Below are 25,537 nucleotides of genomic sequence, written 5' to 3'. Positions count from 1 at the left end.
TAGCGACAGAATCACAGCCGCCGGCACGGCCAAAGCTGTTGTAGGGATTGGCTTGCGCAGCAGGGCCTGCAACGCTCATCAAGGTGGCACCAGCGGCGAGGGAGGCAGCAGCGGCGGCGATGGTTTTGATCATGGTCATTGCTCTGATGGCGGTGATGCGTGGGGCGGGATCGCTCCCTCCGATGCATTCACCATCTCCGCTTTCAGCTCTGCAGCTGATGACCTCCATCCCCTCCTGCTGTGCGCTTGCTCACATCAGCGCAAACGCCATTCAGTGGATGTACAGAACAGGCCTCAGATGCCCCTGCCCCCACTCCCTTCCGTCTGCCAGTTCGGTGGGCACTGGAGGCTCCTTATCTGCGATGTTCGCCCTGCGAAATCTTGCTCTGGCGCAGGTTGCAGCCCACCAGAGAGTGGATATTCATCCATTCAGCGCAATCTCTTGATGACCGTCCGGCTAGTGGGCACCACTGCTGAGCTTGTAAGGATTGAACGTGTTTGTCAGCGATCCAATGAATCGGGCTCTGAAGGTCGCTAGACACCAGGCCCAAGCAGTTCTGAACTGGCTGTTAATCGATTCCCACTCAAAAAAATGGCTCCCGTTTTGGGAGCCATTGAGAGACAATCAAGTCTGCTAGTGCTACTAATCCTGTTTGATCAGGCGTCGTAGTACATGGTGAATGTCTTAATACACTGCCAACATCGCTAAAACACAAGTCACAGCCTGGATTCTGCTTCTATCATGATTCTGCCGTTTTGGTGACAGCTTTGGTGACAACTGACCAGATCATCATTGAGTGCCTAGTACAGGCGTCCTAGCTTCGAGAGCGTGTCAGCCGATCACGGGATCTACAACCAACAGGACCCTTCAGATCAGCCGATCTTCTTGAGCGTGGCTCCAGGCATGACGGTGATCGTGAAACACGACTATCTGACCGGCGAGAAGTCTGACAAGGATTGGTGGATGGGCCAGGTGATCCGCTGGGTCAACGCAGACCTCGTGACTCAAATCCTGCCGAGAAGCGACTGAGCCCTAGAAGTCGGGGGCACGTCCTTCATTGGGAACCTCGAAGCCTGATTCCTTGGCTTGCACTAGTTCTTCCAGAGAGATGACTTTCTCGTTCTTTCCCTCTTCAGAGACACCCTCGACAGTTGGTCCTTTCTTGAGGTCGGCAGCGGAGGGCTTAGGAGGCTGAAGCCCTGGAATCCAGTTCTCTGGCATTGGAGTCAACCAAACGGAGACCAAGCCCCAAGGTATTCAGAGAGTGGCATCTTGCAAACCGGTGCTATTTAGGTCTCAGCAATCAGAATGTCGTATGCCTAGATTCAGTATAGCTGCCTAGTAGTTATGCGAATCAAGTTGTTTGCCCTAGGACTCTTGCTATCCGCCTCAGGTTCTCTAGTGACTACTGCGGCTGCCGCCGAGTGGGACGGTGGAACGTTAACTCTGAAAGCTGAGAAAGCGGGTAACCCAAGTGGATCAACTACTTTCATTTGGTCTCCACATTTAAAGGTGTTTGCTGTTCGATTTGATTACGACAATCTCGGGCTTTCTATGAAAGGCAGATCCTTCTCTGGGGTTGGATTTCTTGACTGTGAGAACCTTGAAAAGTCAAGATATTATTGGGACTCATATGATCTTAGCGCAAAAGATGCGGTTCGGTTAGTTACTGACTATACAAATTTGATCTGCGGAGAATTGAAGAGGCTTTATCCTAATTCACCCGCATTTAAGTAAGTAGTTTTGACGCTATAGTGATTTAACAAGAAAGGATAGCGATGAAGACCCACGTCCTTCTGGTATTGATGGCATTCGGATGCTCACCAGTAAAGGCAGAGGGTAGGAGCGCATCGTGGCCTTTGGAGATATAGGGGCCAGCAGTGCACAAGTGCCTTAGAACAGACGAAATATCCCCTAATCCAGCGACCTACTGGTGGGTGAGTGGATTAGGAGAGAATGACGCTGACGGGAATGAAAGCCTCGATTCAGTTGCTGAGCTTGTAAGGATTGAACGTGTTTGTCAGCGATCCAATGAATCGGGCTCTGAAGGTCGCTAGACACCAGGCCCAAGCAGTTCTGAACTGGCTGTTAATCGATTCCCACTCAAAAAAATGGCTCCCGTTTTGGGAGCCATTGAGAGACAATCAAGTCTGCTAGTGCTACTAATCCTGTTTGATCAGGCGTCGTAGTACATGGTGAACTCGTGGGGATGGGGGCGCTGGCGAAGCTGTTGAACTTCCTCGTACTTAATGTCAATCCAGTTGTCGATGAAGTCTTGCGTGAAGACGCCACCTTCAAGCAGATAGTGGTGATCTGCATGAAGCGCTTCCAGAGCACCGTTCAGTGAAGCGGGCACCGTATCGATCTTGGCCAGTTCTTCCGCAGGCATCTCGAACAGATCTTTGTCGAGGCCATCGCCTGGGTCGAGTTGGTTTTTAATCCCGTCGAGTCCAGCCATCATCATGGCGCTGAAGGCCAGGTAAGGGTTGGCTAGAGCATCGCCGGAGCGGAACTCAAGGCGCTTGGCTTTGGGGCTAGGACCTGTGAGCGGGATGCGCACGGCTGCGGAGCGGTTGCCCTCGGAGTACACCAGATTCACCGGTGCTTCAAAGCCAGGCACAAGCCGCTTGTAGCTATTGGTTGTGGGGTTGGTGAAGGCCAGGAAGGAAGGGGCGTGCTTGAGGATGCCGCCGATGTACCAGCGTGCTGTATCCGACAGGTCGGCGTACGTGCCTGGGGCGAAGAACAACGGTTGACCTGCTTTCCAAAGGCTTTGGTGCACATGCATGCCACTGCCGTTGTCAGCGAAGATTGGCTTCGGCATGAAGGTGGCCGTTTTGCCGTACTTCTTGGCCACATTGCGCACGACGTACTTGTACGTCATGACGTTGTCTGCAGCCTGGATGAGCTCAGCGAACTTCATGCCGAGTTCGTGCTGTGCTGTGGCGACTTCGTGGTGCTGTTTCTCGATGGGAACACCAAGGGAGCCCATGGTCAGCAGCATTTCGCTGCGGATGTCTTGGGATGTGTCGTTCGGCGAAACGGGAAAGTAACCCTCTTTCAGCTGAATCTTGTTGGCGAGGTTGCCGCCTTCCTCAACCCGGTTGGTATTCCAGGGAGCCTCGATCGAGTCGACGCTATAGGAGCTTGAGCCGTTGGCACTTTCGTAGCGAACGTCGTCGAAGATGAAAAACTCAGGCTCGGGACCAAAGAAGGCGGTATCGGCCAGGCCGGTGCTGGCCATGTAGTTCAGAGCCTTCTGGGCCAGGGCTCGGGGGCAGCGATCGTATGGCTTCCCAGTGCGTGGGTCTTGAATTGAGCAGATCATGCTCAACGTCTTGTGGCGATAGAAGGGATCCACCCAGGCGGTGCTGGGGTCTGGAACCATCGACATGTCGGATTTGTTGATGGCCTTCCACCCGCGGATGGAAGAGCCATCGAACGCGAGGCCATCTCGGAAGGCGTCCTCATCCACCAGATCGGCGCAGACTGTGAGGTGCTGCCACTTCCCGTGCAGGTCAGTGAACTTCAGGTCAATCAGTTCAATGCCTTCGTTCTTGATTGCGTTGAGAACGTCCTGTGCGGTCTTGCCCATGGGATCCAGCGAGGCTCACCATTAAGTGTCCAAACGACCGTAAGCAGCCATTAGGGGGGTTTTTGTATCAAGGGGCACACTTTTTCTGTTGGACGCTTTGGCTTGTCGATTCAGGCAGGATTGGTAACCGTTTCTGTCAACTTGGTGACATCGCAGCGCGCATCGGGGTTCTGCGCCGATTGATGGTGTTACGTTTCATCCTGATACCGTTAAAGCCTTCGCCATGCGTGATGCCATCACCGGGTTGATCGGTCGTTACGACCAGTTAGGTCGTTATCTCGATCGCAACGCCATTGACAGCATCGATGGCTATCTCGGTGAATCGAGCTTGCGCTTGCAAGCCGTAGAGCTGATCAATCGCGAAGCCACCGAAATCGTTCGCGAAGCTAGCCAAAGACTCTTCAAGGGTGATCCAGAGCTTCTCTTGCCTGGTGGCAATGCTTACACCACCCGTCGCCTGGCTGCCTGCCTTCGCGACATGGACTATTTCCTGCGTTACGCCAGCTATGCGCTGGTGGCCGGAGACAGCACGATTCTCAACGAACGTGTCCTCAATGGTCTTGATGACACCTACAAGAGCCTGGGAGTTCCCACCGGTCCCACCGTGCGCAGCATTGTCCTTCTTGCTGACGTTGTCTGCGAGATGCTCCTTGCCGACGGGCTCGCAATTGAACGCTGCCCTCTAGTGCGTCAGCCTTTTGAACACATGGCTGAGGGATTGGCAGCGACCGACGTTCGCAAGCGCTGATCGCGTTGCAATCCAACATTTATTTCAGAGTGGGTGAGCTGACTGCGTAGGCTGCTTCGCACGATTTGCTTCTTGGGCTTTGGCGACATCGCACTCTCACCCCTCGGTTGATCCGTGCCATCGCCGGTCTCTGAGCCCGATAGCAACGCCTGATCGGTTGTTGCTGGGCCCAGGGCCATCCAATGCTGACCCCACGGTGCTTCGGGCCTTGTCCCGCACACCGATCGGCCACCTCGACCCGCTGTATGTGGAGTTGATGGCGGAGGTTCAAGAACTCCTCCGCTACGCCTGGCAGACCGACAATCGCCTCACCCTGCCCATGAGTGGCACGGGCAGTTCCGCCATGGAGGCGACCCTCGCTAACACCATCGAGCCCGGAGACAGGGTTTTGGTGGCGGTGAAGGGCTACTTCGGCAATCGTCTGGTTGATATGGCCGGCCGATATCGAGCCGATGTGCGGGTTGTTGAGAAGCCCTGGGGTGAAGCCTTCGCGTTTGAGGACATCGAAGCCGCTCTGATTGAGCACAAGCCTGCGATCCTCGCGATGGTGCATGCCGAGACATCGACTGGTATTTGCCAGCCGATGGATGGGATCGGAGATCTCTGTCGCAAGCACAATTGTTTGCTCTTGCTGGATACGGTCACGTCCCTGGGAGGAGTCCCCGTCTTCCTTGACGACTGGAAGGTGGATCTGGCCTATAGCTGCAGCCAGAAAGGTCTGAGCTGCCCTCCAGGGCTTGGCCCGTTCACCATGGGGCCGCGCGCGGAAGAGAAGCTGGCTGCCCGTAAAGACAAGGTGCCCAACTGGTATCTCGATGTCTCTCTGCTCAACCAGTACTGGGGCAGTGACAGGGTTTATCACCACACCGCACCTGTCAACATGAACTTCGGTATGCGGGAAGCACTGCGCTTGCTCGCCGAAGAGGGCCTGGAACAGGCCTGGGCACGTCATCGCACTAATGCTGAAGCCCTCTGGGCTGGTCTTGAGAGTCAGGGCCTTGTGATGCATGCCCCTGAGCATTTGCGTCTGCCTACGCTCACCACGGTTCGTATCCCTGAGGGCGTCGACGGCAAGGCGTTCACTCAACATCTGCTCAATGAGCACGGCATTGAAGTCGGCGGTGGCCTCGGCACCCTTGCAGGCAAGATCTGGCGCATAGGCCTGATGGGCTACAACTCCAAGCCCGACAACGTGAATCGACTGCTCAACTTGTTCGAGACCGAGCTTCCACGCTTCCGTCTGGGCGCCGTCGCCGCTGCCTGAACCACGTGGCCAGCATGGCGCTGGCCTGCTCCTCCAGAACACCGCCTGTCACTTGCATGACGTGATGGGCGCTGCAGTGTTCTGCCAGGTTCATGGTGCTGCCCATCGCCCCGCGTTTTGGATCTTTGGCCGCATAGATCAGATGACCCACTCGGGCCTGCACCAGGGCACCGGCGCACATTGGGCAGGGTTCCAAAGTCACCAGCAGTGTGCAGTCATTGAAACGCCAGTCGCCTCTCAGACGGCTGGCTTGACGCATCGCCACGAGTTCAGCATGGCCGAGGGGATCTTGGTCCCGCTCACGGGTGTTGCCTCCGAATCCGATGCAGTGTCCGCGCCTGTCGAGAATCACTGCGCTCACTGGTACTTCTCCTTCACGGCCGATCGCTTCTGCCCGTCTGAGCAGCAGTCCCATCCAAAACTTCTGTTGCTCCTGATTCAGTGTCACCGGTCCGTTCAAGCCTTCGAATCCAGGTTTCGCTTTGGTCAATGTGCCATCACGGTGGAGAATGACTGCTGTTGATCGCGAGCCCTTGGTCGGCAATCTCCAGCCCTCAACGACCGAGCCCCTCGCTCCTTTCGCCTCGCCGTTGGGTTTGGATCCCGATCTGGAGCGTTTCCTCCATCAGGCGTCCTCTCAGCTCTGCCGCTGGCTTGGCGACGCACACTGTCGTGGCCCCTTACCAACGCTGTCGGTGCTCCCCGACGTGGTGCCTGAACAGGAGGGGGTGTCCAGCAGCCGTTTGCTGGACGATCTTCAATGGGTGATGGACGGAGCCTTCCAGCCCTCCCATCCAGGTGCTCTCGCCCATCTCGATCCGCCTCCACTCACCGCATCCATTGCCGCTGATTTGATCTGTGCGGGGCTCAACAACAATCTTCTCGCTGAAGAATTGTCTCCCAGCCTCACCAGGCTGGAGCGGCATCTCTGCAACTGGTTCGCCAGTCGCCTTGGTTTGCCAGTCTCCGCTGGCGGGGTACCGGCCAGCGGCGGCAGCCTCAGCAATCTGAATGCTTTGGTCGTGGCCCGCCATCATCTCGGCCTCGCTCACAATCCTGATGCGGTTGTGCTCGCCAGTGCCGATTCCCATGTTTCCCTCGCGAAGGCGGTTCGGGTGATGGGATTGCGCCCCGATGCGCTTCAGACCATCCCTGTGGATGACGATGGCCGTCTCCAGGTTGATCTGCTCCAGACGCGATTGAAGACCCTTCGATCCCAGCAGCGCCCATGTCTGGCGGTTGTTGCGACTGCGGGTACAACCGTGCGTGGTGCCATCGACCCCCTGCGCGATCTGGCCGATTTCTGCCGGCGTGAGCAACTTTGGTTGCATGTGGATGGCGCGATCGGGGCGATCTTCGCGTTGTCGGCCACCACCGCCCCCCTGCTGGAGGGGCTGGGTCTGGCGGATTCGATCACCGTCAATCCCCAGAAGTTGCTTGGGATCACCAAAACCTCTTCACTGTTGCTTGTGGCGGATCGCACAACCCTCGCGGATGCGTTCGCAACGGGTTTGCCCTACATGGAGCCTGCCTGGGGGGATGGCCATGGCGGCGAGCAAGGGCTGCAAGGCACGCGGCCGGCCGAAGTGCTCAAACTCTGGCTGGGGCTCCGCCAATTGGGCGAAAAAGGACTCGCCTCGCTGCTCACCTCTGCTGTGGAACGGCGTCAAAGTCTTGAGACCTCCCTGGATGGTTCCCTGCTCCAAGTGAGCAGTGGTCCGCTCCATTTGCTTGCTTGTCGTCCGTTGCAGGGCAGTGCTTCAGAGATTGAGGCTTGGTCGCTGAAAACCCGTCAGCGCCTGTTGACGCAAAAACTGATGCTTTCACGACCCGTCTACGCCGGCTTTCATTACCTCAAGGCTGTGCTGGGCAATCCTCATACCCAAACCAGCCACTTGCGACAGTTGGCGGAGACTCTGAATGCTTCGGCCAGGGAGTTCGCTTGATGGCAGCACCGGCATCACCGCGAGGACGATGGGTGGCGATTGTGACCGGAGCGCTGTCTGTCGCAATCGGAGTGCTCTATTTGCTCCTCATCACAGTCCTGGATTCCCGTGGTCCGATGCTTCCGCCTCCGCCCGAGGCCCTGGGCGTGGTGGAAGCTTCCTCTGCACTTGGCGTTGCAGTGGTTCCACAACCCTCTTCACAGCGGTCTGAAGAAAGCGCTCCAGAGCAGACTCCCTCCGGTTGAGGTCGTAGTGGTGTTGGACCACATCTTGTACCCCACCGTCCCCCCAGTCCTGGTCCTGTTGGAAGTAGGTGATGAAGCTCGCTCCAGCGATGCGCGTGAGCCAGGCGGCCGCCACACCCTGCACAGCTCTGCCAAGCAACAGCGTTGGCAGGTTCAAGCTGAGGGCTGTGCCAATCAGAGAGATTCCTCCTTTCACCACCCCCACACCAGCAAGCGTCCTGCCAACGGATACGGCGAGTTCTTGAGCACGGCTGCGGTTCAGGGTGACGCCATAGACTCCCGCCACCTCGATCACCATCTGGGCATTGACCGCAGCGGTGCCGAGAAGGTCCACTCCGGGGAGTGGGGTTGCAGCCACGAGGCCGCCGCTGATCCAGCTGTATCGGTCCACGCAGCGTCGTGCCTCCATTTGACGTTGCTGATCGAGTAGATGACGTCCGGTTTCACCGAGATGTCGGCACTGAAGAAGGATGTTGTCCGCCAGAAGCTCCTCACCATCAGCATGGAGGACGCTGGCAAGACGACGCAGCAGAGCCTCGACTTCTGGAGGCGGTTGCCACGGCTGTTGACCAGGTCTTGGCACCGACTGTGGCGAGGCACTTGCGGCGATCACGTCGGCGGGACTGAGCAGATCGGCACAACGTTGCTGGAGGAGCGCCAGCAATCGGCGCTCCTCCTCCTCGCCGCGCAGATCACATTTGTTCAGCACGAGCAGCAGGCGTTTGCCGAGGCTGGCCAGATGACGTGTCACCGCCAGCTCAGCGGCGCGCAGGTCACCATCGACGACAACCAACATCAGATCAGCCCTGCTGGCCCGACGGCGCGCTTCCTGCTCCCGCTCGCGACCATCCGTTCCACTCTCAAGAATCCCTGGTGTATCCAGCAGCAGCAGGCCACGACGGATCCCCTTGAGGCGTAACCGATAAGTTCGTGTTTCTGTTGTGGTGCCCATGGCGGCTCCCACATCTCCCACAATTTCATTGAGCAGTGCCCGGATCAGGGATGTTTTCCCGCTCGATCCAGTGCCGAAGACGACGACGGTGAGATCTCCACGCTTCAGTTCTTGGGCAACCCGTTCCCTTTCCTGACGTAGGCCCTCGCGACTGACTGCATCATCCAGCTTGTCCAGGAGGCGGTCGATGCTCTCGAGGCTTTGTTCGGCGGCCTGACGGCGTGTGTCGGGTGGTGCAGGCAACTGGGTGGTTGGGTCATTGCGCCCGTCAAGCTCCCGTTTCCATGCCTTGTACCAGGGCCATCCGATCTGGCTGATCAGTGCCACGATCAGCCCGGCGGCGAGCAGCAGCACCGGGCCCACCATCCAGGGGGGGAGCCAGTAGCTCAAGTCCCAGAGGAGATTGCGAACGGCTTGCAGCACCATTCCAAGCACCACAAGGGCGACAAGGGCACCGCCTGCCCAGAACAGCCAGCGTGTGTTCGACTTCACGGTGTGGTGTTAGTGCCCCGATCTGCCGCTCGCATGATGTCGCCCCAAAGGGATGCTGCCAAGGCACTGGATGCTGCTGTGGGGGTGTTGTCATCGTTGCCGAGCCAGATGCCGAGTACCCAGTGGCGTTTGGGTTCATAACCGATGAACAGCAGGTCACGCCCGTCGTTGGTCGTTCCTGTTTTCCCGCCTTCCTGGCCACCGAGTTGGGCCCCACGACCAGTCCCTGATCGCACAACACTGCGCAGCATTGCCTGCATCGCCCGAGCGATTGGCTGCCGCACCGCCTGCCGGGCTCCGGTGATGGTGGTGGTGCTCCCTCCCAGACTTCCGCAGTCTTTGAGCTGTTGCACCCGACAGGTTTCGGCATCCACCAGGCGCCGAATCGTGCTGGGTTGATGCCAGAGGCCATCGTTGGCAATGGCCGCGTATGCGGCCGACAGCTCGATCAAACGCACTTCACTCTGTCCAAGGGCAAGACCCGGCACTGGGTCCAGGGGGGTGCTGATGCCAAGACGCCTGGCTTGTTGCACCACTTGCTCCAGGCCGACGCGTTGGGCAAGGCGAAGCGTTGCTGTGTTGCTGCTGGTGGCGAAGGCCTGGTTGAGGCTGATCTTGCCTTTGCAAGCGCTGCTGAATCTCTGTCCTCTCCAGCGCACTGGGCTGCAGTCAATTTTGTCTGCGGCTTGGATCCCCTGTTCCAGGGCGGCCAGGAATGTGATCAGTTTGAAGGTGCTGCCTGGCTGCCGCTCGGCCATGGAGGCACGGTTGAATTGGCTGCTGCGGTAATCCTTGCCACCGGCAATCGCCAAGACGCCTCCTGACCGACTGTCGAGTAGCACCGCAGCTCCCTCGCTCACTCCAACCTCCTGGGATGCCTTGAGTCGCTGAGCGAGTTCCCGTTGCACAACGTCCTGCAGCATCGGGTCGAGATAGGTCTCGATCAGAAAATTGCCCTCAACAGCCACATCGGGTCCCACTAGAGCGCTCAGATCTCGCCGCACTTGATCGGTATAGAAGGGAGCGGACCTGCGTCTGGCTTGATCGCTGCACGACGAACTGGTTAATTGCACCGGCCGGCGTCGAGCCAGCCTGGCTTGTTCGAGCGAGAGCCGTCCAGAGTCGGCCATCTTGTTCAGCACCCGATTGCGGGCCTTGAGTGCCCGCTGTGGGTATCGGCAGGGATCATGCCCGTTTGGTGAAGGGAGTAGACCCACGAGCAGGGCTGCTTGTTCAAGGCTGAGGTCAGTGGCGGATCGGCCGAAATAGGCCTGGGAGGCGTCCTCAAACCCCCAACCAACTCCGAGATACACCCTGTTGAGATAACTCAGCAGCAGTTGTCCTTTGCTGAAGCGTGTTTCCAGCTGGATGGTGACAAGCAGTTCACGCCATTTGCGCCCGAGGCTGTCACCCTGGCCAACCTGATCGGGGTAAAGACTGCGCGCTAATTGTTGGGTGATGCTGCTGCCACCTTCCTTGATCGTGCCGCCGCTGTAGTTGGTGAGGAAGGCGCGCAAGGTGCCGATCGGATCAACACCCGGATGCCACCAAAAGCGATTGTCTTCGCTACTGAGCAGAGCCTTGATCAGGTTGGGCGAGAAACTGTTGAGGCTTGGCAGTTCACGGTGCCGACTCGAATCCACCGACAGCAGGGGTGCGTCATGGCGGTCATAGATGGCGATCGGGCCCTGCACGGTCGCCAGCCTGCCTCTCACCGGCACGGTCACTGCTGCCAGTAGAAGCAACAGGAAGCCGCTTCCCAGGCCGGCAAGCACACCAATGCCTAAAGCTTTTTCCAGGCTGCGGTGCAGGCGATCCCTTCGATTCAGGAAGCAGAGCACCGGAGCACCGGTATCGGCTGCGGGGGCAAGGCTGACGCGATCACCGTCTCGTATCGCCAGCTCGTGGATACGCCTGCCCTGCCACCACAGCCCATTGGTTGAGTTGAGATCTCGGAGGCGCCAGTGATTTCGGTCGCGCTCAAGCACCGCATGATTGCGGCTCACAGCACGATGGTTGAGGGCAATCTCCAGCTCGGGATCCCTGCCGATTCGATAGACCTCTCCGTGCAGGATGAGCTCTCGGTCTGCTTCCCCCTCCTGCTGGAGCACCAATTGCCAGGCCCCGGATTGAATCGGGTTGCTTGCAGCTGCTTTCGCCTCAGTGGGGACGGTGCTCATGGCGGCGGGTTAGGGCATCGATGGCAAAGCAGGCGACTGCAAGGTTGATGGCGATATCCGCTGCATTGAAGATCGGAAACGACACTGGCACCAGTTCTAGAAAGTCGGTGACATGGTTGAGTCTCCACCGATCGATCCCGTTGCCGATCGTGCCTCCCAAGAGGAAGGCGAGGGCTAGGCCCTGCCAGAAGGGTTGTTGCTGGCTGCGCCAGATCCAGAACACCACGGTCACCCCGACCAACAGGCTCAGAACTCCCAGCAACGTGGTGGAATCGCTGAAGAGACTGAAGGCCGCTCCGGTGTTGCGCACCCAGCGGAGCTGGATCAGCCCAGGCAGAAATTCAGAGGGAATGCCTGGCTCAAGACTGTGTCTTACCCAGGCTTTGCTCACCTGATCCACGATCACGATGATCAAACCGAGCAGGAGCAACGGTCCGCGCATGAGCTGATTGGGCAGGAACTTGCGTCGAACGGAACGCATCATTCGATCAACAAAAGGCGACGCAAGGGAAGGGCAAGCAGGCCTGCTGCAACACAGAGGGCCAGCTGCGAGGGAAGAGGGCCTACCCCATAACTGAACAACAGTTCGGGAAGGGGATCGGCCCAGCGGCCGAGCAGGCCACCAACAAGAAGATTGAGCAGGCCGCAAAGTTGAATCATGACCAGGCCTGCAATGGCAGCGAGGGTCAGACGCGCCAAATCATTCATCCCTTCCTGTTGCGACAGGCGTCCGCACAGCCAGGCAGCCGGTACAAAACCAGCCAAATAACCGAAACCTGGATTGAGCAGATAGCCGGGGCCTCCTCCGTCGTGGAAAACAGGAAGATCCACGAGGCCGATTGTGAGATAGGCCACTGAGGCGATCACACCCGCACGAGGCCCGCAAACCAGAGCACAGATCAAAAGCGCCGGCACTTGCCAGGTGCTGGGTAAGGGCAGCACCTCCAAAGGAACCCCTGGCCACAGCATTGCAGCAGGAATCAGGCTGCCAACAAGGGTCAGCATCAGACCGGCAAATGCGCCGCTCCAGGTGGCCAGTGCCCGCACCAGCTGCATTCAGCTGGCCCCATCCTGCAGTAGGAGAGGGTGATTGCCCATGGAGCATGGACGTTTCGATCGGTGATCAGGTGCGGCTGGTGCGGCCGTTGCCCTATCTGAAGACAGCGGACCCAATGCCGATGTTGCGACCGCCCGACCTTGTTTCCACTGATGAACTAGGCGAAGTGGTGGGTCTGAAGCCCTTGGAAACCGTTGCGGTCCGTTTCCGTCGCGGCACTTTTCTAGTGCCGAACGACCACCTCAGCGTTGCCGAGCTTCCCCTTGGCGAGCCTCCCACTGAGACTCCAGAACCCTGAGCGAGGCTTGTGGGCCACAGAGGCTGAGCAGTGGTCGACTGAGGTGCTCGGCTGCGATCCGTTGAAGCGAGCCTGGATCAAGCCCATCCATGATCTCTAAACAACGTTGGTCGTGGTCATCGGGTAAGCCCAGACCTCTCAGTTGGGCTCGACGCTCCGCCCGTTGTCCGGTGGTTTGGGAGGCGTGAGCAAGCTGGCCGCGAACTTTCACCTTCGCCAGCTGCAGATCATCGGGGTCGAGAGGTTTGGAACACATCTCATTCCAGCTTTCTAAAAGCAGCTGAAGAGAGAGCTTGGAGCGATCCGTGCTGGTTGCAGCATGCATCACGAACGGTGCTGCTCCAGCCCGGGCCGGATGGTGCACGCCGACGTCATAAGCAACGCCGTGGTCTTCGCGTAACCGGCGGAATAACAGGCTGGACATGCCTTGGCCGAGGTGGGCTTGAAGTAGGCGAAGACCTGGATCATCAGGGTGGCCGTGGGCTAGTGAGGGTTGCCCGAGCATCAGCACCACCTGTTCAGTGGTCTGCTCTCTGATGCTTAGGGTCCCCTGTTCCGTTCTCAGGCTTGTGCCACGAGGTGTTGATGCAGCGATAGTGATCGGCTGCGCACCAGCCTCCTGAAAGGCTTCGTGGTTCTCCATCAGTTTGAGCAGCTTGGCCGGGATGGTGCCGGAGAGCGCCAACACCGAGCCATGGTCTTCCAGTTGAGCTGCCAGGCATCGGAGTTGGTCGGGGCTGATCTCTTTCAGTTCCTCAGCCACTCCAAGGGGATCGTGGGCATAGGAGCCGGACCCGTAGGCCAGAGATCGCCAACCGTCATAGGCGAGGTGGAACGCGTCCTCCTTTTGGCGCAATAGTGCTTGGAGGCTGAGCTCTTTCTCAAGGTCAACTTGATCCGGCCTCAGGTGCGGCTGTCTGAGCATCCAGCCGATTACCGGCAACAGCCTCTCGGCATCAACATCACGGCATTTGAGGCTGATCAGCAGGCCATCTTCATGGGTGTCGCAGCGCAGTCCGGCTCCGCATCCCTCCACCAGGTCGGCAAGCTGGATCGGTCCGTAGGGCCCGCAGCCTCGGCTCAGGACAGAGCCCAGCAACTGATGAGCGCCCCGCAGTCCCTCTGGGTCCGATGCGCTGCCGTGGCGGATCAAGGCTTTTGCCGCCAGCACTCCTGGAGTGGCGAGAGGGTCGAGGATCAGATCAGGCAGTGCCATCAGCTCGCCTCCTCCGGCAGGGCAACCAACGTGAAGGCCCTGGAGGCCTGCAGCTGTCCGAAAACGTCGGATTGCAAGCCAGCCGCAGTCCAGTTCTGCAGATCTTGAAGTGGTCTCAATGGATCCTGCGGTTCTCGCCAAAGGGCCTGGGGGCCTGCGATGCCAGCCACAGAACCGGGAGCCTCCAAGCTGAAGCGAAGACCGTTGCCGACCAGCTGTCGACCTCGCTCCATTTCAGCGGCCTGAACGGGTGTGGATGCGCACTCTTGAAGCACGCGGTCGACCTCCGCTTCCACCTCCTCGATGTGCTCAGCAGGGCAGCAGGCTTCCAGCATCACCAGACTTCCCTGCTCGAGCGTGGTCAGGTCCATATCGATCGATTCCACGATCTGTAGTTCTTCGCGCAGGCGCTCCACCAGACGACTGCGTCGACCTTCGGCCAGAAGTGTTGTGGCCAGATCAATCCCCATCACCTGATGTTGTTGATCCGCGGCGGCGGCAGGCCAGGCCATCAGCAACCTCGCTGCTTCCAATCGCTCGACCTGGATCGTGTCCCGTCCACGTTGGAAGTTCAGTGTCTCGTCGATCCCGTTCGGGTGACCCTCTGGTTGGGTCGCAAGCGAGGCCAGGCGACTGGCGCTGATGGTTTGCTCCAGCCCCTTGGGGATTGCTCCCGCCACCATCAGGCAGCAGTTCGTTCCTCGATAGCGACGTTGGTGAAAGGCAGCCATCGTGTCCGGTGAGCTGGCCAGCAGACTCTCCTCCCAACCAAGAATTGGACGTCCGTAGGGATGGTTGGCGCAACTTGAGGCCAGCAAGTGCTGGACGACCTGTTCATCGGGTTGATCGCGATATTGGGCAATTTCCTCAAGGACAACGTCGCGTTCCATCCCATAGGCATCAGCGCGCAATGCAGGTTCGAGGACGAGATCAAGCAGAAGTTCCAAGGCTTCGCATGCACCTTCTGGTGGAACGAGCACATGGAAATGCACGTCATCGAAACCTGTGGCTGCATTGCTACTGCCACCAAGGGCTTCGATCCGTCGATCGAAATCTCCAGCCCCAAGCTGCCGGCTTCCCTTGAACACCATGTGTTCCAGGAAATGGGCCAGCCCCTCCTCACCCTTGTTTTCGAAGGCACTGCCGGCACGACACCAGAAATCAAGGCAGGTCAGCCCCGCATCCGGCATGGGGGCGAAGACGCACCGACTTCCGTTTCCAAACGTTTGGTGCGTCAGTTCTGGACCTTGGGATGGGTGGCTCAGGATCCCGTGGCAAAGTCCCATTCTGTGCTGAACCGCACCGGTGCCGTCGCCTCCCTCCTCGTCAACATCCCTTGAGCTTCATCCTCTGGTGGATGCCCTTGCCGAGCGCATCCGCACATGTAGGGGGGCCATGACAGGTCTTCAGCCTCTCGTCGTCGACCCAGAACTTGAGGCGGTCACAGCAACTTTGGATGGTGATTCGCTGTCCATCAGCAATGAATTGCATCAATGTCGAGGTCTGCGCAAGCTTCATTTAGAGACGGCTCGGCTCGGTTTAGGACTGCAGATTCTCCACTGCGTGTTCTTTCCCGATCCCCGTTACGACCTACCCATTTTCGGAGCAGACATCGTTGCTAGTCCCGCAGGGATTTCAGCGGCCATCGTTGATCTTTCACCTGTGCGGGACACACTCCCAGACAGCATCCGTCAACCCTTGGAGGCGTTGACGTTTCCACCTTTTGAACAGGTGCGAGAGCTACCGGCTTGGGGAACGATTTTTTCTCCCTTTGTGCGATTCATCCGTCCTGTGAACAGTGTTGAGGAGGGTTGGTTCCTCGAGCAGGTGGGGCACTTTTTGGAGGTGATGCGTCAGGCCGTGGAGACCACAGCCGCCGATGCCCCGGACGCCCCTTCTACGATCGATCGTCATCAGGGTCAGCTCTCCTATTGCCTCCAACAGAAGCGCAACGACAAAACCCGGCGTGTCCTGGAGAAGGCCTTCAGCGTGGAGTGGGCAGATCGTTACATCGAGGAAATGCTCTTCGACGATCCACCGGAGCCTTGATGCGTCGACCGACGCTGCTGCTTCTTAGTGGTGGTCTTGGTCTCACAGTGATCGTTGGGCTGTTGTTTTGGAATCGACCTCAGCAAGCCGCTCGCTCTCCCGTCCCGGCTGTGGTGACTCGCGCCCCTGAAGCTGTTGCAGCTCTTGGCCAACTCGAGCCCGCTGGTGACATTCGTCGTCTTGCTGCCCCAGTGAGTGGTTTTGGTGGAACCCCCAGAGTGGCTGAATTGCTGATCAATGAAGGGGATGCGGTCAAGGCTGGCCAGGTGCTGGCTCGCTTTGATAATCGTCTCCAGATCCAGGCGGATGTCGCGGCTGTGGATGCACGAATTCGCATGCTGCAGGCCGAGATCCGTTTGCAGCGCAAGGAGGTTGATCGTTATCGCCTTGCGGCCTCAGTTGGAGCGGCTGCCTTGGTGGTCCTCGATGACAAGCGGGATGAACTGCTTCGTTTTCAGGGGCAACTCCAACAGGCTCGAGCGGAGCGACGCAAACTCGACGCTGATCTGGCCGACAGCGAGCTGCGATCACCCATCGAGGGTTTGGTGTTGCGGATTCACACTCGTGCCGGGGAACGTCCAGGTTCTGATGGCGTGATCGAGGTCGGTGCCAGTCAGTCGATGCAGGCTTTGATCGAGGTGTACGAGTCGGATATCAATCGCGTTGAACTTGGTCAGAGAGTCACGCTCACAAGCGAAAACGGAGGTTTCAAGCAAAGCCTCGCTGGCAAGGTCATCGGCATCAGTCCTCAGGTGAGGCAGCGGCAGGTGCTTTCGACCGACCCCACGGGTGATGCCGATGCTCGGATTGTGGAAGTGCGCGTCACATTGGATCCGGCTTCCGCTGAAAGGGTCAGAACGCTGGCTGGGATGAAAGTGATCGCTCGTTTTCAACCCCAGTGAAATTGGGCTTCTGGAACCGCAGGCGGATACCGCTGGCGTCATTGATGCTGATCCGCCAGCCCGTGCGCCTGTTTGTTGCTTTGGCTGGCATTAGTTTTGCCGGCATCTTGATGTTCATGCAGCTCGGTTTTCGTGACGGGTTGTTTGACGCGAGCGTCACGGTGCATCGCCGCTTTGATGCAGATCTCGTCCTGATTAGTCCTCGTTCCACCAGTTCGGTGCGCATGGCCGGTTTCCCAAAACGGCGTTTGATCCAAGCGATGGCCGATCCCCAAGTCGAAGGAATTACACCTGTCCACTGGAGTTTGATGCTTTGGCGTAATCCTGAAAACCTCTCAACCCGTTCCATTCTTGGTCTGGGATTCGACCCAGAGGATCCATTCTTTGTGAATCCTGAGTTGTCTCAGGATTCACAAAAGCTTTCCTTGAAAGGTCGTGTTCTTTTTGATCAACTTTCTCGCCCTGAATTCGGACCTGTTGCCGAATGGTTTCGTCAGGGACGCACAGTCGAGAGCGAGATCGGTGGAAACCGCGTCAGGGTGGCAGGCCTGGTCTCCCTTGGCACCAGTTTTGGTGCCGATGGCAATCTGCTCACGAGTTCTGAGACATTCTTGGATCTGATGCCCAACAAGGCTCCGGGCAGCATTGAGCTGGGATTGATTCGGCTCAAGCCAACGGCGGATCCATTGGCTGTGCAGGAGCGACTGACGGCACTTCTGCCTAACGACGTTCGTGTGCTCACCAAGCAGGGTTTTATCGATTTTGAACAGAACTACTGGCGCAGCAGTACGTCGATCGGCTTCATCTTCACTCTCGGTGCTGCGATGGGGTTCGTGGTGGGATGCGTGATCGTTTATCAGGTGCTTTACACCGATGTCAGTGATCATTTGCCTGAATACGCCACATTGATGGCGATGGGCTATCAGCTGAAAACCCTTGTTGGTGTTGTCGTTCGCGAAGGGTTGATTCTCGCCTTGGTCGGCTATATCCCTGCCTATTTGGCTGGCCAGGCTCTCTATTGGTTTGTGCGAGATGCCACCCGTCTTCCGGTTGGCATGGACCTCAGCCGCGCCACCACTGTGTTCACCATGATTTTGGTGATGTGCATGTTGTCGGCCGGATTGGCAATGCGCCGGCTTGTGGATGCCGATCCAGCCGAGATCTTCTGATGGCCAGCACTGTTGCGATCGATGGACTGAACCATTGGTATGGCAGAGGTGCCAATCGGCGCCAAGTACTGCAGTCGGTGGGGTTGACGATCGAGCCGGGGGAGGTTGTGCTCCTGACCGGTCCTTCGGGTTGTGGAAAAACAACCCTGCTCACATTGATCGGTGCCTTGCGAAAGGTGCAGGAGGGGCAGGTGTGCGTGCTTGGTCAACCGCTTAACGCTGCCGGTCGCGGTGCCCGTCAGCGGCTACGGCGACGCATCGGCATGATCTTCCAAGGCCACAATCTGCTGCGTTGTCTGACAGCCGAACAGAATGTTCAGATGGGCGCAGATCTGTTGAAAGATCGTTCCTATCTCGCCCGGCGTGACCTCTCGAGGCAATGGTTGCGGGAGGTGGGCCTTGGTGATCACCTCAACAAGTTGCCTCACGATCTTTCCGGTGGGCAGAAGCAAAGAGTGGCGATTGCGCGTGCTTTAGCGGCTCATCCCCAGCTTCTGCTGGCGGATGAACCGACTGCAGCTCTTGACAGCACCACTGGGCGGGAAGTGGTGGATTTGCTCAAACGCCTGGCTCGTGAGCAGGCCTGTTCCGTTCTGATGGTGACCCACGACCCTCGCATTTTGGATGTGGCGGATCGACTGGTTCGCATGGAAGACGGTCGATTGTTCTGCTCGGTTGGGTAAGTTGGTGGCACCCAAAATCGTTCATCAACTCCGCGATGGCCAAGCGCAGGAACCTCAAGAAGGAAAAGCAGGAGCGCAACCGCGCCTACGCCCGCAAATTCAAGAAGCGCAAAATGCGTAACGATGGCCGCGGTGAAGGTGCAGGCAACGGTGTAACCGGTACTGCCAACAACGGTGGAGCCGCAGACTGATCGACGCCCTCGTGGCACCGAGGGGGGGCTTGCGCCCCCCTTTTTTGATGTCCTTAGGCTGGACCTTCACTCGCTCCGGTTGTACGCGGATGTTTATCAGCGTTGTCATCCCCACTTACAACCGCTGGCCGATCCTTGAGAAGTGTTTGGTCGCTCTGGAAGCTCAGAGTCCTTCCGGTGAGATCGACGATTATGAGGTCGTCCTCGTTGACGATGGTTCGACCGACGGCACCCCTTCTCGTTTAAGGGAACAGGCTGAGCGCTTCCCCCATGTACGGCTGGTGGAACAGGCCCATGGCGGACCTGCAGAAGGGCGCAACCGTGGCGTTGACCATGCGCGCGGTGATGTGATCGTTTTCATCGACAGTGACCTAGTGGTCACATCGCAGTTCCTATCCAGTCATGCCCGCGGTCTTCAGCGCTACTGGCATCAGAGCGGCAATCGGCTCTGTTTTACCTACGGAGCTGTGATCAACACGGCCAATTTCGATCAGCCGACAACGGAACGCCACAAACTGCGAGATTTGTCTTGGGCCTATTTCGCCACGGGCAATGTGGCCATTGATCGCACGGTGTTGCAGCGATCAGGCCTTTTTGACACTGGCTTTCGCCTTTATGGCTGGGAAGACCTCGAATTGGGTGAACGGCTGCGTCAGATGGGGGTGGAGTTGGTCAAGTGCCCGGAAGCGGTTGGCTACCACTGGCATCCAGCCCTCAGCCTTGCTCAGCTTCCAGATCTGATCAGGGTCGAGCAGGAACGGGCCAAGATGGGGTTGGTGTTCTTTCGCAAACATCCGACCCGCAGGGTTCGTTTCATCATTCAGTTCACTTGGCTCCACCTGATCCTTTGGGAGCTATTGACCCTCGGCGGATTGCTCAACGAACGGTCGTTGCGTCCTTTGCTGAAATGGCTGATTAGCCATGGCCATGCAGCCGTGGCAATGGAAGTGCTGCGCCTTCCCCTGAATCGTATCGGTGTTCGTGCGATGTTCCGTGAAGCGAAGGCTATCGGGCTGCGCTGACCGGTCTTTTGATAAATTCATTGAGTTCTTTCACACCGCACACCTGTCTGTTTCGGGTGCTGGTCCTTGACCATCCCTGACAGGTGGAGGCGAACCCGAAACCTTAAACACCATGGCTGTTGTCACTCTCGCCGAGATGATGGAGGCTGGCGCCCACTTTGGGCACCAGACTCGTCGCTGGAACCCGAAGATGTCGCGCTACATCTATTGCGCGCGCAATGGGGTTCACATCATCGATCTCGTGCAGACCGCTGTCTGCATGAACAATGCCTACAAGTGGGTCCGCTCTGCCGCTCGCAGTGGCAAACGCTTCCTTTTTGTTGGCACCAAGAAGCAAGCCTCGGAAGTGGTTGCTCTTGAGGCGGCCCGTTGTGGTGGTTCCTATGTGAACCAACGTTGGCTGGGCGGCATGCTCACCAACTGGACCACGATGAAGGCCCGGATTGATCGCCTTAAGGATCTGGAACGGATGGAGTCCAGTGGGGCGATCGCCATGCGCCCCAAAAAGGAAGCCGCCGTTCTGCGCCGTGAACTGGAGCGGCTTCAGAAATATCTGGGAGGCCTCAAGAACATGCGTCGTCTTCCCGATGTTGTGATCCTTGTGGACCAACGTCGCGAGACCAATGCAGTTTTGGAGGCACGCAAGCTCGACATTCCTTTGGTGTCGATGCTGGATACCAATTGTGATCCTGATCTCTGTGAGGTTCCGATCCCCTGCAACGACGATGCCGTGCGCTCCGTTCAGTTGGTGTTGAGCCGTTTGGCTGACGCGATCAACGAAGGTCGCCATGGCGCCAATGATCAGCGCGGTGGCGACGACGGCCAGGGCTAAGTTTCACCTGCCTTTTTGTTCACGCCGCCCTCCCTCATTTGTGGGAAGGCGGCTCTTCTTGTTCCTATTTTCCCCCTCTACCGATGGCCGCCGTATCCGCCAAGCTTGTCAAGGATCTGCGCGATAAGACTGGCGCAGGAATGATGGATTGCAAAAAAGCCCTGGGGGAAACCGAGGGCGATATGACCAAAGCGGTTGAGTGGCTTCGTCAGAAGGGCATTGCCAGCGCCGAGAAGAAGTCGAGCCGTGCTGCTGCTGAAGGGGCCATCGGCAGCTACATCCACACCGGTGCGCGCGTCGGAGTTCTTGTGGAGATCAACTGTGAAACGGATTTCGTTGCACGTGGCGATCTGTTCCAGGGTCTTCTGCGTGATGTCTCCATGCAGATTGCAGCCTGCCCAAGTGTTGAGTACGTCAGCACCGACGACATCCCTCAAGAAATTGTCGACCGTGAGAAGTCGATCGAAATGGGTCGTGATGACCTTGAGGGCAAGCCAGATCAGATGAAGGCCAGAATTGTTGAGGGTCGGATCGGCAAGCGACTGAAGGAAATGGCTTTGTTGGATCAGCCTTTTATCCGCGATAGCTCACTCTCCTTGGCCGAACTGGTGAAGCAAGTGGCTGGAAAGATCGGCGAAAACGTCCAGGTGCGCCGTTTCACCCGTTACACCCTGGGTGAAGGGATCGAGATTGAACAAGTCGATTTCGCCACTGAAGTGGCATCCATGACCAAAGGCTGATCTTGGCGTCCGACCAGGAAAGCGCTTTGCCATATAACCCTGACGAGCAGCTTGCTCGTCTTCAGAGCTGGTGTCGTGATACGGCACCAGCTTTTTATGCGGATCAATCTGATTATCTAAGACTCTTGCGTGAGCGCTTGCCCTCAGCGGTGCATCGCGCCCTTGGGCATCTCCTCTGCAGCCTTGATCACGCTCGCTTGAATCAGCTTTCCGATCTCTCTCGCCACTCTCTCCAGCAGCGGATCGACGAGCTCATCCAACGCTGTAGTTCCTTGCTCACGATTGAACAACTCCAATTACTTGCTAAGGAGCTCAATCGGGAGAAGCGGACGCGAAGACGTCAGGCTCAACAATCCATGATGGAGAGCTTGCAGCGGTCTTCGGACCAGACGCATCAGACGGACCAACAAGGTCCCGCTCCTGACAGTTTCTCTGATGATGGGATGTCCGGATCGGTTCAGCTCAGCCTTGCTCCGCCGGTTGATCAACCCGCCCTTCTCGATGGTCTCTTGCCTCCTGTGAATGGAGAGCAGAAGGAGGAGGCTTCGCTCACACCCTCTGACGAGGATGTGGCGCTTGAATCAGAGCTGGATCTGAGTTTCGAAGACCCTCCGCCAACCACAGACCAGGACGAGGATGGTGATCGTGGCGTTGGAGACCAGGCCAGCAGTGATCTTGATGTGTTGCGCTCGCTTTTTCTGATGGCCGGCCAGGCCATGGACGCTTCCGAGGATTCATCCCTGTCTGATCCGAGCAATGAGGAAGCAGCTGGTTCGGATTCCGATCAGCTCAGTTCCGATTTCATGCCCACGATGCCCTTGGAGCTGATGCGCTGGCTCGACGGCCTTGATCTGGCTGTTGTGCGTCGTCTGCGCAACCTCTCTCACGCGATCAATGTTGAGCTGTTGCGAGCAGGGCTCACCACCAGCCTCTTGCCCATCAGCCTGCTGGACGCCGTGCATGCTGGCCAGGTCGAGACCCTGTCCACTGCCTCCAATCTCCTCCGGCTGAGGGTCCCTTTGCCGATGACCGGCTCCGGTGACCAGTTGATCGATCTCTGCTGTGTTCTTCTGCGCCCGTCTGAACTGGAATTCGACCTAGTGCCATTGCGTCGTTGTCGCAGCAGGCTCCGACAACGGAAGCAGAGCCTGCTCACAATGGTTCGACAGCAACGCCACTGGCAGCGGCGTGCTCAGACCCAACACGTGCAGCATCAGTGGTGGCCCAGCCCTCCAACCAGCCCTCCAACCCATCCTCCCAAGAGCTGACTCCGACGTGCTCAGCAGCAGACCTCAATCGTCTGCAGGCCTGGCTGCATCCTCTTCAAACATCACTGACGTTGGAGGCTGATCGCGGCTTCATTGACCTGCAGGGACGTCAGGAACGATTTCACCAGTTTCTGACCCGTCAGCTCGCGACACCACCACCGCTCCCGTTCCCTGCGGATAGCAGCGCTCGCTTGACCTCCTTGGCGGCTTCTTATCGCAGTTACCCGTCGCTGTCTGAATCGGCTCGCCGCCGACTGGTGACCTCCACGCGGCAATGGCTTCATCAATTCCGCCAGCGGATGGAACCGTCGCAACCGATGGCACCGCCTCGATTGAGGGTGAAGGATCAAGCCGACAACCACCAACCCAATCGGACAGCAACAGCCACACTTTCTCCCGACTTGCCGTTGTCTGCTGTCAAGGGCATTGGACCAAAGCTGGCGGAACGCTTGGCATCCCTAGGACTGCTGCTGGTCAGGGATTTACTCCTGTATTTCCCGAGGGATTACGTCGACTATTCGGCGATGCGCCGCATCGACGCCCTTGAGGCCGGGCAAACAGCAACGATCGTGGCCACGGTGCGCCGCTGTCACGGATTCACGAGTCCGCGTAACCCCAATCTCTCGATCCTGGAGCTGCAAGTGCAGGATCCCACCGGTCGGTTGAAGGTAACCCGATTCCTCGCTGGCAAACGGTTCAGCAACCCAGCGGCGTTGCATGCTCAGAGCCGACAATATCCCGTTGGAGCCACAGTGGCGATTAGCGGTCTGGTCAAGACCGGCGCTTATGGGATCAGCTTCCAGGATCCTTTGATCGAGGTGATGGAGACTGCTCACTCTCCGTTGCGATCACGTCAGATTGGCCGATTGCTTCCGGTTTATGCCCTCACTGAAGGGCTCACAGCCGATCGATTGCGTGGTCTGGTGGAGCTTGTGCTTCCTGTGGCTGAGCATTGGCCCGAACCCCTCAGTCCTGATCGACGTGCAGTCCTGAATCTGATCGCTCGTCCTGAGGCCCTGCAAGGGATTCATCGGCCTGTGGATCGTGAACGTCTTCAGCAGGCAAGGCGAAGACTTGTGTTTGACGAATTTCTTTTGCTGCAGCTGGGTCTGATGCAGCGCCGCGCCGACTTACGTCAGCGCCAGGCTCCGAGCCTTGAGGGCATTGGCCAGAGAGACGGTCTTGTTGGTCGCTTCCTCGACTTGTTGCCCTTTCAGCTAACAGCTGCGCAGCAGCGTGTCTTGGCGGAGATCGAGAGCGACTTACGCAAGAGCGAACCGATGGCACGCTTGGTCCAGGGGGATGTGGGCAGCGGTAAAACCGTGGTGGCGGTGGCCTCCCTCCTCAATGCCGTCGATGCCGGTTGGCAGGGAGCTCTGATGGCGCCCACTGAAGTGCTGGCGGAGCAGCACTATCGCAGTCTCTGCCAATGGTTGACGCCGCTTCACGTCAGCGTGGAGTTGCTGACTGGTTCGACTTCAAGACCGAACCGCAGGCGCATGCTCACTGATCTGGCCAATGGAACACTGCGCATTTTGGTTGGTACCCACGCGTTGATCGAAGACCCTGTTGACTTCTCGCGCCTGGGTCTGGTGGTGGTGGATGAGCAGCATCGTTTCGGTGTTCGCCAGCGCAATCGTCTTCTCAGTAAGGGATTACAACCTCACCTTTTGACGATGACGGCGACACCAATTCCTCGCACCCTTGCCCTCTCCCTGCATGGCGATCTGGATGTGAGCCAAATTGATGAGTTGCCACCAGGACGGACACCGATCCAAACCCGTCAAATTGCCGGATCAGAGCGTCACGATGCCCACGAGTTGATCCGAAAGGAGGTTGAGGCCGGTCAGCGTGCATATGTGGTGCTGCCCCTGGTCGAAGAGTCGGAGAAATTGGATTTACGTTCCGCCGTCGATGTGCATCGCCAACTTGCAGAAGAGGTCTTTCCCGATCTTTCGGTTGGGTTGCTACATGGACGCCTCAGCAGTGCAGACAAGCAGGCTGTGATTCAGTCGTTTTCGTGTGGAGATTGTCAGGTTCTTGTTTCTACGACCGTCGTTGAGGTGGGTGTGGATGTTCCTGAGGCCAGCGTGATGGTGATTGATCATGCCGATCGCTTCGGCCTGGCCCAGTTGCACCAGCTTCGTGGTCGTGTTGGTCGTGGAGCAGCTGCTTCTCACTGTCTACTAGTAAATGACAGCCGCAACGCTCTGGCGCGCCAACGTCTCGATGTTCTTGTTCATTCCACCGACGGCTTTGAGATTGCAGAAATGGATTTACGCCTTCGGGGACCTGGTCAAGTGCTCGGGACCCGCCAGTCCGGTTTGCCTGATTTGGCTCTAGCAAGTCTTGCCGATGATGGCGCTGTTCTGGAGGAGGCACGCCAGGAGGCCAGCAGGTTGATTGATCTGGATCCTGGTCTCAATCGTCACCCCGTTCTGCGCCAGTTGCTGGAAAATCAACGTCTTCGGATGACCGCTTCAGGTCAATTGAATTAATGCTCGTTTATTTCCACAGGCTTGAGTCTCGATTGAGTCTCACTATTCCTTTTTTGCTACTTTTTTGAGGTGTCGCTGACAAATGTCGGTTTTTGGCTTGTTTTTCTCTGGCGCTACGGCTGCTGTTGCCATTGAGATTGAATGGCCGACTTCCATTCTGGTGCAAGGATCTTGGCGGGAAGGCCGGCC

24 protein-coding genes are annotated in these 25,537 nt (G+C 57.9%); 15 read left to right on the top strand and 9 right to left on the bottom strand.

Features of this window, described 5'->3' with window-relative positions; all coding sequences use genetic code 11:
* Nucleotides 1-229 (bottom strand): hypothetical protein (locus DXY10_RS01605; RefSeq protein WP_136988994.1); only part of this gene is annotated, 229 nt, incomplete at its 3' end.
* A gap of 600 nt (nucleotides 230-829) precedes the next feature.
* Between DXY10_RS01605 and DXY10_RS01600 the strand changes: the two genes are divergently transcribed.
* The gene (locus tag DXY10_RS01600) at nucleotides 830-1,030 is read left to right on the top strand and encodes a DUF3104 domain-containing protein (protein ID WP_371411104.1); all 201 of its coding nucleotides are present in this window, start codon (nucleotides 830-832) and stop codon (nucleotides 1,028-1,030) included.
* 1,147 nt (nucleotides 1,031-2,177) lie between these two features.
* Here DXY10_RS01600 and glnA read toward each other — a convergent pair.
* A complete protein-coding gene (glnA, locus tag DXY10_RS01590) occupies nucleotides 2,178-3,596 on the bottom strand; it encodes a type I glutamate--ammonia ligase (RefSeq protein ID WP_115015280.1) in 1,419 nt (472 codons plus the stop codon).
* 223 nt (nucleotides 3,597-3,819) lie between these two features.
* On the opposite strand from glnA, the gene DXY10_RS01585 reads away from it, so the two are divergent.
* Entirely contained in the window at nucleotides 3,820-4,344 is a 525-nt protein-coding gene (locus tag DXY10_RS01585) for an allophycocyanin subunit beta (protein ID WP_115015278.1), read from the top strand.
* Between the two features lie 79 nt (nucleotides 4,345-4,423).
* A complete protein-coding gene (locus DXY10_RS01580; RefSeq protein ID WP_115015276.1) occupies nucleotides 4,424-5,608 on the top strand; it encodes an alanine--glyoxylate aminotransferase family protein in 1,185 nt (394 codons plus the stop codon).
* On the opposite strand, the gene DXY10_RS01575 is transcribed toward DXY10_RS01580, so the two are convergent.
* Entirely contained in the window at nucleotides 5,550-6,056 is a 507-nt protein-coding gene (locus DXY10_RS01575; RefSeq protein WP_371411103.1) for a nucleoside deaminase, read from the bottom strand. The two genes, DXY10_RS01580 and DXY10_RS01575, sit on opposite strands and share 59 nt — an antisense overlap.
* 61 nt (nucleotides 6,057-6,117) lie before the next feature.
* On the opposite strand from DXY10_RS01575, the gene DXY10_RS01570 reads away from it, so the two are divergent.
* On the top strand, nucleotides 6,118-7,554 hold the full coding sequence (locus DXY10_RS01570) for an aminotransferase class V-fold PLP-dependent enzyme (RefSeq protein WP_115015274.1): 1,437 nt from the start codon (nucleotides 6,118-6,120) through the stop codon (nucleotides 7,552-7,554).
* A 90-nt stretch (nucleotides 7,555-7,644) separates the two neighbouring features.
* Here the strand turns inward: DXY10_RS01570 and DXY10_RS01565 are convergent, their stop codons facing one another.
* Genes DXY10_RS01565 through DXY10_RS01550 form a run of 4 tightly spaced genes read right to left on the bottom strand, consistent with a single transcriptional unit; the run spans nucleotide 7,645 to nucleotide 12,470 of the window.
* The gene (locus DXY10_RS01565; protein WP_244281870.1) at nucleotides 7,645-9,243 is read right to left on the bottom strand and encodes a YcjF family protein; all 1,599 of its coding nucleotides are present in this window, start codon (nucleotides 9,241-9,243) and stop codon (nucleotides 7,645-7,647) included.
* On the bottom strand, nucleotides 9,240-11,423 hold the full coding sequence (locus DXY10_RS01560) for a transglycosylase domain-containing protein (RefSeq protein WP_115015273.1): 2,184 nt from the start codon (nucleotides 11,421-11,423) through the stop codon (nucleotides 9,240-9,242). Before DXY10_RS01560 ends, DXY10_RS01565 begins: the two co-directional genes overlap by 4 nt.
* A complete protein-coding gene (gene lspA / locus DXY10_RS01555; RefSeq protein ID WP_115015271.1) occupies nucleotides 11,404-11,907 on the bottom strand; it encodes a signal peptidase II in 504 nt (167 codons plus the stop codon). Before lspA ends, DXY10_RS01560 begins: the two co-directional genes overlap by 20 nt.
* On the bottom strand, nucleotides 11,904-12,470 hold the full coding sequence (locus DXY10_RS01550; RefSeq protein ID WP_115015400.1) for a biotin transporter BioY: 567 nt from the start codon (nucleotides 12,468-12,470) through the stop codon (nucleotides 11,904-11,906). The genes lspA and DXY10_RS01550 overlap by 4 nt, the downstream gene beginning before the upstream one ends.
* A 56-nt stretch (nucleotides 12,471-12,526) precedes the next feature.
* On the opposite strand from DXY10_RS01550, the gene DXY10_RS01545 reads away from it, so the two are divergent.
* Entirely contained in the window at nucleotides 12,527-12,778 is a 252-nt protein-coding gene (locus tag DXY10_RS01545; protein WP_115015269.1) for a DUF3148 domain-containing protein, read from the top strand.
* On the opposite strand, the gene DXY10_RS01540 is transcribed toward DXY10_RS01545, so the two are convergent.
* Complete coding sequence (locus tag DXY10_RS01540; protein ID WP_115015268.1) at nucleotides 12,723-13,994, bottom strand: pitrilysin family protein; 1,272 nt, start codon at nucleotides 13,992-13,994, stop codon at nucleotides 12,723-12,725. The genes DXY10_RS01545 and DXY10_RS01540 overlap by 56 nt on opposite strands.
* Nucleotides 13,994-15,280 (bottom strand): pitrilysin family protein, encoded by a 1,287-nt coding sequence (locus tag DXY10_RS01535; RefSeq protein ID WP_115015266.1) that lies wholly within the window; start codon nucleotides 15,278-15,280, stop codon nucleotides 13,994-13,996. The genes DXY10_RS01540 and DXY10_RS01535 overlap by 1 nt, the downstream gene beginning before the upstream one ends.
* Before the next feature lie 19 nt (nucleotides 15,281-15,299).
* Here DXY10_RS01535 and DXY10_RS01530 point away from each other — a divergent pair, with 19 nt between their 5' ends.
* The 10 genes from DXY10_RS01530 (at nucleotide 15,300) to recG (ending at nucleotide 25,348) form a co-directional block, all read left to right on the top strand.
* Nucleotides 15,300-16,043, top strand: coding sequence for a phycocyanobilin:ferredoxin oxidoreductase (locus tag DXY10_RS01530; RefSeq protein WP_170953969.1), 744 nt, complete (start codon nucleotides 15,300-15,302; stop codon nucleotides 16,041-16,043).
* Entirely contained in the window at nucleotides 16,043-16,945 is a 903-nt protein-coding gene (locus DXY10_RS01525; RefSeq protein WP_115015264.1) for an HlyD family efflux transporter periplasmic adaptor subunit, read from the top strand. The genes DXY10_RS01530 and DXY10_RS01525 overlap by 1 nt, the downstream gene beginning before the upstream one ends.
* Entirely contained in the window at nucleotides 16,942-18,114 is a 1,173-nt protein-coding gene (devC, locus tag DXY10_RS01520; RefSeq protein WP_115015263.1) for an ABC transporter permease DevC, read from the top strand. Before DXY10_RS01525 ends, devC begins: the two co-directional genes overlap by 4 nt.
* A complete protein-coding gene (locus tag DXY10_RS01515; RefSeq protein WP_115015261.1) occupies nucleotides 18,114-18,797 on the top strand; it encodes a DevA family ABC transporter ATP-binding protein in 684 nt (227 codons plus the stop codon). The genes devC and DXY10_RS01515 overlap by 1 nt, the downstream gene beginning before the upstream one ends.
* 35 nt (nucleotides 18,798-18,832) lie before the next feature.
* Nucleotides 18,833-18,988 carry a hypothetical protein gene (locus tag DXY10_RS01510; protein WP_006850288.1) on the top strand — a complete coding sequence of 52 codons (156 nt, stop codon included), beginning with the start codon at nucleotides 18,833-18,835 and terminating at the stop codon, nucleotides 18,986-18,988.
* 89 nt (nucleotides 18,989-19,077) lie between these two features.
* A complete protein-coding gene (locus tag DXY10_RS01505) occupies nucleotides 19,078-20,010 on the top strand; it encodes a glycosyltransferase family 2 protein (protein WP_115015259.1) in 933 nt (310 codons plus the stop codon).
* 112 nt (nucleotides 20,011-20,122) lie between these two features.
* Complete coding sequence (gene rpsB, locus DXY10_RS01500; protein ID WP_115015258.1) at nucleotides 20,123-20,842, top strand: 30S ribosomal protein S2; 720 nt, start codon at nucleotides 20,123-20,125, stop codon at nucleotides 20,840-20,842.
* 83 nt (nucleotides 20,843-20,925) lie between these two features.
* The gene (tsf, locus tag DXY10_RS01495) at nucleotides 20,926-21,582 is read left to right on the top strand and encodes a translation elongation factor Ts (RefSeq protein WP_115015256.1); all 657 of its coding nucleotides are present in this window, start codon (nucleotides 20,926-20,928) and stop codon (nucleotides 21,580-21,582) included.
* Between the two features lie 149 nt (nucleotides 21,583-21,731).
* A complete protein-coding gene (locus tag DXY10_RS01490; RefSeq protein WP_244281868.1) occupies nucleotides 21,732-22,850 on the top strand; it encodes a hypothetical protein in 1,119 nt (372 codons plus the stop codon).
* Nucleotides 22,799-25,348 (top strand): ATP-dependent DNA helicase RecG, encoded by a 2,550-nt coding sequence (gene recG / locus DXY10_RS01485; protein ID WP_115015252.1) that lies wholly within the window; start codon nucleotides 22,799-22,801, stop codon nucleotides 25,346-25,348. The genes DXY10_RS01490 and recG overlap by 52 nt, the downstream gene beginning before the upstream one ends.
* Nucleotides 25,349-25,537 lie beyond the last annotated feature (189 nt).

Origin of the sequence: Synechococcus sp. UW140 (genome assembly GCF_900474295.1) — a bacterium.
Taxonomy (GTDB): domain Bacteria; phylum Cyanobacteriota; class Cyanobacteriia; order PCC-6307; family Cyanobiaceae; genus Synechococcus_C.
Note: the sequence above shows the minus strand (reverse complement) of the source record. Positions and strands in the feature narration are given on the sequence as shown.

Bases quoted from the DNA above. Each gene is read 5' to 3' on its own strand.
- DXY10_RS01570 (WP_115015274.1), top strand. From the start codon at position 6,118: ATGACTGCTGTTGATCGCGAGCCCTTGGTCGGCAATCTCCAGCCCTCA.
- rpsB (WP_115015258.1), top strand. From the start codon at position 20,123: ATGGCTGTTGTCACTCTCGCCGAGATGATGGAGGCTGGCGCCCACTTT.
- DXY10_RS01545 (WP_115015269.1), top strand. From the start codon at position 12,527: ATGGACGTTTCGATCGGTGATCAGGTGCGGCTGGTGCGGCCGTTGCCC.
- glnA (WP_115015280.1), bottom strand. From the start codon at position 3,596: ATGGGCAAGACCGCACAGGACGTTCTCAACGCAATCAAGAACGAAGGC.
- DXY10_RS01540 (WP_115015268.1), bottom strand. From the start codon at position 13,994: ATGGCACTGCCTGATCTGATCCTCGACCCTCTCGCCACTCCAGGAGTG.
- DXY10_RS01560 (WP_115015273.1), bottom strand. From the start codon at position 11,423: ATGAGCACCGTCCCCACTGAGGCGAAAGCAGCTGCAAGCAACCCGATT.
- DXY10_RS01535 (WP_115015266.1), bottom strand. From the start codon at position 15,280: ATGGGACTTTGCCACGGGATCCTGAGCCACCCATCCCAAGGTCCAGAA.
- DXY10_RS01585 (WP_115015278.1), top strand. From the start codon at position 3,820: ATGCGTGATGCCATCACCGGGTTGATCGGTCGTTACGACCAGTTAGGT.
- DXY10_RS01525 (WP_115015264.1), top strand. From the start codon at position 16,043: ATGCGTCGACCGACGCTGCTGCTTCTTAGTGGTGGTCTTGGTCTCACA.
- tsf (WP_115015256.1), top strand. From the start codon at position 20,926: ATGGCCGCCGTATCCGCCAAGCTTGTCAAGGATCTGCGCGATAAGACT.
- DXY10_RS01515 (WP_115015261.1), top strand. From the start codon at position 18,114: ATGGCCAGCACTGTTGCGATCGATGGACTGAACCATTGGTATGGCAGA.
- DXY10_RS01510 (WP_006850288.1), top strand. From the start codon at position 18,833: ATGGCCAAGCGCAGGAACCTCAAGAAGGAAAAGCAGGAGCGCAACCGC.
- lspA (WP_115015271.1), bottom strand. From the start codon at position 11,907: ATGATGCGTTCCGTTCGACGCAAGTTCCTGCCCAATCAGCTCATGCGC.
- DXY10_RS01505 (WP_115015259.1), top strand. From the start codon at position 19,078: ATGTTTATCAGCGTTGTCATCCCCACTTACAACCGCTGGCCGATCCTT.